At 62.1% G+C, this 5,543-nt stretch carries 7 protein-coding genes; 2 read left to right on the forward strand and 5 right to left on the reverse strand.

Translation table 11 applies throughout. From position 1 onward, the window contains the following. The 4 genes from ACE3S9_RS14080 to ACE3S9_RS14095 form a co-directional block, all read right to left on the reverse strand. Positions 1-1,062: SufD family Fe-S cluster assembly protein (locus tag ACE3S9_RS14080; RefSeq protein ID WP_374547107.1), on the reverse strand; the 1,062-nt coding region annotated here is incomplete at its 3' end. Between the two features lie 7 nt (positions 1,063-1,069). After that, positions 1,070-1,819, reverse strand: coding sequence for a Fe-S cluster assembly ATPase SufC (gene sufC, locus ACE3S9_RS14085; RefSeq protein ID WP_374547108.1), 750 nt, complete (start codon positions 1,817-1,819; stop codon positions 1,070-1,072). Then, complete coding sequence (gene sufB, locus ACE3S9_RS14090) at positions 1,819-3,294, reverse strand: Fe-S cluster assembly protein SufB (protein WP_374547109.1); 1,476 nt, start codon at positions 3,292-3,294, stop codon at positions 1,819-1,821. The genes sufC and sufB overlap by 1 nt, the downstream gene beginning before the upstream one ends. A 134-nt stretch (positions 3,295-3,428) precedes the next feature. Beyond that, positions 3,429-3,917: a tetratricopeptide repeat protein gene (locus ACE3S9_RS14095; RefSeq protein ID WP_374547110.1), complete on the reverse strand. Its 489-nt coding sequence runs from the start codon at positions 3,915-3,917 to the stop codon at positions 3,429-3,431. Positions 3,918-4,159: 242 nt separating this feature from the next. Here ACE3S9_RS14095 and grxD point away from each other — a divergent pair, with 242 nt between their 5' ends. Next, on the forward strand, positions 4,160-4,495 hold the full coding sequence (gene grxD / locus ACE3S9_RS14100; protein WP_374547111.1) for a Grx4 family monothiol glutaredoxin: 336 nt from the start codon (positions 4,160-4,162) through the stop codon (positions 4,493-4,495). Further along, positions 4,492-4,845 carry a ferredoxin gene (locus ACE3S9_RS14105; RefSeq protein ID WP_374547112.1) on the forward strand — a complete coding sequence of 118 codons (354 nt, stop codon included), beginning with the start codon at positions 4,492-4,494 and terminating at the stop codon, positions 4,843-4,845. The genes grxD and ACE3S9_RS14105 overlap by 4 nt, the downstream gene beginning before the upstream one ends. A gap of 108 nt (positions 4,846-4,953) precedes the next feature. Here ACE3S9_RS14105 and ACE3S9_RS14110 read toward each other — a convergent pair whose 3' ends face one another. Further along, positions 4,954-5,427 (reverse strand): ankyrin repeat domain-containing protein, encoded by a 474-nt coding sequence (locus ACE3S9_RS14110; protein WP_374547113.1) that lies wholly within the window; start codon positions 5,425-5,427, stop codon positions 4,954-4,956. Positions 5,428-5,543: the final 116 nt, after the last annotated feature.

The raw sequence follows: 5,543 nt of genomic DNA on the forward strand, positions 1-5,543 counted from the left end.
GTCGTCGGCGAAGATTTCCAGCTCCGGCTTGGTGACGATTTCCGCCTTGTGCGACAGCAGCATGGCGCGGCTGAGCTGGCGCGCGTCGGTTTTCTGCGCGCCCTGCGCGACCTTCACGCAGCCCTGGTAGACGCCGCGCGAGGAGCCGGCCAGCACGCCGCGAAAGATCTGGTTGGAAGTGGTGTTCGGGACCGCATGGTCCATCACCGTCGTATTGTCGCAATGGCGTTTGTTGGCGACCATATAGGCGGCGTCGATCCCGGCGTGCGCCTCCTCGCCGGCGAGTTTCAGCAGCGCCTCGTGGCGGGCGAAATGACCGCCCTGCGAAAAATAGAAGCCACGATAGATCGCCTTTTCACCGATTTCGCCCACGGTCGCGGCGGTCTGGCGCGCGGCGGCGGCGAAATTTTCGAGGCGGATGTGATTCAGCTTCGCATTGGCGGCGAGGCTGACTTCGCTGACCACCGTCGCGAAGCTTGGCGCGCCGTCGTGCGTTTCGAATAAAGTCGCTTCCGCGCCCTCTTCCAGCACGACCAGAAGACGAAGATGACGGCCGTCGGCGGATTTCTCGTCAAACCCGCTCCAGTTGAAGCGCAAATGCAGCGGCGTGGCGAGCTTCACGTCTTTGGGGACGTGGAGGACGAGGCCTTCTTCCATCAACGCTGTATTGAGATTGATGATGGGATGATCGGCCTGCGGGTTGACGCGGCCGATGATTCCGGCGAAGGGCGAGTCCTTTTCAGCCAGGATCTTGCGCAGGCTCTGGGCGCCCATGGCGCAATAGGACGATTTGGAATCGTCGAGCACGCCATTCTCGAAGGCCGCCACGCAGGCGCCGGGAAGCTCCGGCGGCGCGTCAAAGGCGTAATCGACCGACACCGCTTCATGCAGCGCCTTGGCGAGATCCGAATAGCGCCAGGCCTCGACCCGGCGGTTTGGCAGGCCGACATGGGCGAATTTTTCCGTCGCCTCGTCGATCAGGGCGCCGAGCCAGGGCGCAGCTTCGCTGCGCCGCGCCGCCGCGTTGGCGAGGAGATTGTCGAGCGAGACCACTTTTGCCATGTCGCCCTCACGCGGCTTTGTTGATGACGGCGTCGTAGCCATTTTCTTCGAGTTGCAGAGCGAGGCTCTTGTCGCCAGACAGCACGATCTTGCCGCCCGAGAGAATGTGGATCACGTCCGGCACGATATAGTCGAGCAGCCGCTGGTAATGGGTGATGACGAGGAAGGAGCGATCCGGCGCGCGCAGCTTGTTGACGCCTTCCGCGACCAGTTTCAGCGCGTCGATGTCGAGGCCGGAATCCATTTCGTCGAGGATCGCCAGCTTGGGCTTCAGCAGCGCCATTTGCAGGGTCTCGTTGCGCTTCTTTTCGCCGCCGGAAAAGCCGACATTGAGCGGGCGCTTGAGCATGTCTTCCGAGATGTTCAGCTCCTTGGCGGCGGCGCGCACGGTGCGCAGGAATTGCGCCGCGTCGAGCTCCGGCTCATTGCGCAATTTGGCTTGCGCGTTCATCGCCGTCTTGAGGAAATTCATGGTCGAGACGCCGGGAATTTCCATCGGATATTGGAAGGCGAGGAAGATGCCCTTCGCGGCGCGCTCTTCGGGGGAAAGCGCGGTGACGTCCTCGCCGTAGAAATCGATTTCGCCGCCCGTCACTTCATAGCCGGCGCGGCCGGCCAGCGTATAGGAAGTGGTGGATTTGCCGGCGCCGTTCGGCCCCATGATGGCGTGAACCTCGCCCGGCGGCACCGTCAGCGAAAGACCCTTCAGGATTTCCTTGCCGTGAACGTTGACGTGGAGGTTTTTGATCTCAAGCATTATCCAACGCTCCCTTCGAGGCTGATGCCGACGAGCTTTTGCGCCTCGACAGCGAATTCCATGGGCAATTGCTGCAGGACTTCACGGCAGAACCCATTGACGATCAGGGCCACCGCTTCCTCGGTCGGAATGCCGCGCGAGAGGCAATAGAACAGCTGGTCGTCGGAAATTTTCGAGGTGGTCGCCTCGTGCTCCAGAATGGCTTTCGGATTCTTCGACTGGATGTAAGGCACGGTATGCGCGCCGCATTGGTCGCCGAGCAGCAGCGAGTCGCATTGCGTGAAATTGCGCGCGCCATCGGCCTTGGAGTGGATGCTGACCAGGCCGCGATAGGTGTTCTGCGCCTTGCCGGCGGATATGCCCTTGGAGATGATGCGGCTCGTCGTGTTCTTGCCGAGATGCAGCATTTTCGTGCCGGTATCGGCCTGCTGGAAATTATTGGCGATGGCGATCGAATAGAATTCGCCGACCGAATTGTCGCCGCGCAAAACGCAGGACGGATATTTCCAGGTGATCGCCGAGCCGGTTTCGACCTGCGTCCACGAAATCTTCGAATTGGCGCCGCGGCAATCGCCGCGCTTGGTGACGAAATTATAGATGCCGCCCTTGCCGTTCTCGTCGCCGGGGAACCAGTTCTGCACGGTGGAATATTTGATCTCGGCGTCGTCCATCGCGACCAGTTCGACCACCGCCGCGTGAAGCTGGTTTTCGTCGCGCTGCGGCGCGGTGCAGCCTTCGAGATAGGAGACGTAGGAGCCCTTGTCCGCAATGATCAGAGTGCGCTCGAACTGGCCGGATTTCGCGGCATTGATGCGGAAATAGGTGGAAAGCTCCATCGGGCAGCGCACGCCCGGCGGGATATAGACGAAGGAGCCTTCCGAGAACACGGCGGCGTTCAGCGTCGCATAGAAATTGTCGGTCGCCGGAACCACCGAGCCGAGATATTGCTTCACCAGTTCGGGATGCGTCTTCAGCGCCTCCGAAATCGGGCAGAAGATCACGCCGACCTTGGCGAGTTCTTCCTTGAACGTGGTGACGACGGAGACGGAATCGAACACCGCGTCGACTGCGACCTTGCGTTCGTTTGGATCGGGCTCGACGCCGGCGAGCAGGGCCTGCTCATGCAGCGGAATGCCGAGCTTTTCATAAGTGCGCAGCAGTTCGGGATCGACCTCGTCGAGCGATTTCGGACCCGACTTCTCGCTCTTGGGCGCCGCGTAATAATAGGCGTCCTGAAAGTCGATCTTGGGATAATGCAGCTTGGCCCAGCCCGGCTCTTCGAGCGTCAGCCAGCGGCGGAAAGCGTCGAGGCGATATTGCAGCAGCCAGTCGGGCTCGTCCTTTTTCGCCGAAATGAAGCGAATAACGTCTTCGTTCAGGCCTTTGGGCGCGAGTTCGGATTCGATATCCGATACGAATCCGTACTTGTATTTCTGGTCCGCGAGGTCCTGCAGGGTGTCCGTCTCTTCGCTCATGTCAGACTTCCGACCTTGGAAACTGTTGCTGGCAAATCAAGGATTTGCGCCGCCCCTCGCGGCTCCGGGAACGCCGCTTCCGTTGTGCGGCGCAGCGTTCCGAAACCAAGAATGCAAGCGAGGCGCCAGATGTTTCAGCGCGCGACGCCGGCCGCCAGTTCGGCTATCACCGGCCAGCCCACGGCGCCGGTCGGATCGAGCACGCGCAGCGCGGCCAATATCTCTTCGGCCTTGTCCTTTTCGTCGCGGCGCAGATGGATGAAGGCGAGCGCCTTCAGCGTATAGAGCGCGAAGCGGCCGGCGCCGTCCGGAATCTCGCCCGGCGGCGTCCATTCGCGCCAGTCTGCGGGCCAACCGACCTGCCGCGCGGCCTTTTTCATGCCGGTCAGCGCCGCGACGCGCGCTTCGTCGAGATTGCCGTGATAAGTGTGGATTTTATAGAGACAATAATAGGTTGGCAGCTCCTCGGGAGCAGCCGCGAGCGCCTCGCGGAACAGTTTTTCCGCCTCCGCGAAATTGCGCCGATAGGCCACGACGCCTTTCTGGAGCAGGTCGTTTATCTCGGGAGGAAGATCGCCGAAATTGATGGTTTCGGGCTCTGGGGCCGGAAAGGGAATCAGCATGTCTCGTCCTTTTCGGGCGGGATTGTTTCGGCGTGGAGGCCTGCAAAAGCGGGGCCGTGAGGCGGCGTCGCATTTCGGACATGGGGCCATGTCGCTAAACCGACGCGCATTTTCTTCATGCTTTTCGCCGCATAGGCGGGCGCCGGCATGGTCCCACTTTTGCATTGCAGCGCCCGAGCGGGCGTCCCGGCCCCGCGAAATTTCGTCCCGCCCGATGGGCGAACCAATCGAAAGGTCATTCGATGTCGGAGAAAACCCAAGAGCGCATCCAGTCCATCGTCGATGGCAATGATGTGGTTCTGTTCATGAAGGGCGTGCCGGCCCAGCCGCAATGCGGCTTTTCCGCCGCCGTGGTGCAGGTGCTGAACGGTTTCGGCGTCAAATATGACGCGGTGAACGTGCTCGCCGATCCCTACGTCCGCGAGGGAATCAAGGCCTTCTCCAACTGGCCGACCATTCCGCAGCTTTACGTGAAGGGCGAATTCATCGGCGGCTGCGACATCGTGCGCGAAATGGCGGCTTCGGGCGAGCTGACCCAATTGTTCGTCGACAAGGGCGTGGAAAAGGTCACGGCATGAGCACCGAAACCGCGACCGCTTTCGCCGACGTTCCGCAGCTCTACAAGCGTCACATCTTCGCCTGCTACACCCAGCGTCCGCCGGGCCATCCGCGCGGCTCCTGCGGCGCGCAGGGCGCCCAGCCCCTGTGGGACCGCCTGTCGCGCAAACTGGAGGCGGAACGTCTCGCCGATGTCGGCTTCACCGCCTCCGGCTGTCTCGGCTTCTGCCGCGCCGGCCCGCTGATGGTGGTCTATCCGGAAGGCGTCTGGTATGCGCCGAAAACGCCCGAGGATATTGACGAAATCGTCGAAACCCACATCAAGGGCGACGCTTTGGTCGATCGCCTGGTGGTGGTGCTGACGCGCTGAGGCGTCGGGAAATGTGACGTCCGGCGCAAGTCGCCGGATTGGCGGGAGGCGCCGGCGGACCGCAAGCCGAGCCCGGGACGCCTCCCGCCCTTTTTTCGCCTGCGCCGTTCAGGCGCTGGCCCGCTCGACGCGGTTTTTTCGGTGAGCCGCGCGCAAAATCTCCAGACATTTGATATTGGCGGCCATGTCCATCGCGGAAAAGCCGTCGAGCGTTTCCGGCGCGAGATCGGCCCCGCGCGTCAGCAGATGCGCCACGACCTCGGTGCGGCCCGAGGACGCGGCGAACATCAGCGCGGTCGCGCCATTGTCGTTGCGATTGTCGATATCGATTCCGGCCTCGATCAGCACGTCGATCATGTCGAGCTGATAATCGACGCAGGCGAGCCACAAGGCGTTGTTGCCGTCGGCGTTGCGCAGGGCGACATCGCCGCCCGCCGCGACGATTTTTCGGGCGATGGCGCAATCGCCCTTGAGGGCCGCGGACATCAGCGGCGTCATTTCATTGGCGACGCGGCCATTGATGTCGTCGCCGGTGAAACCTTCCTGGCGCAGCCATGCGGCGAGGGCGGTGTCCTGGATCATGGCTGAAAGGCCTTTGCGCGTTGCTTGTCGGGATAGGCGGGCTCGGTCGCGATGCGGGAATCCGTCAGCGGCGCGCCGACCGTGAAATGATAGACCGTCTGGAACTCTTTGGATTT

This window comes from Rhodoblastus sp. (assembly GCF_041915505.1).
Classification (GTDB): Bacteria; Pseudomonadota; Alphaproteobacteria; order Rhizobiales; family Beijerinckiaceae; genus Rhodoblastus.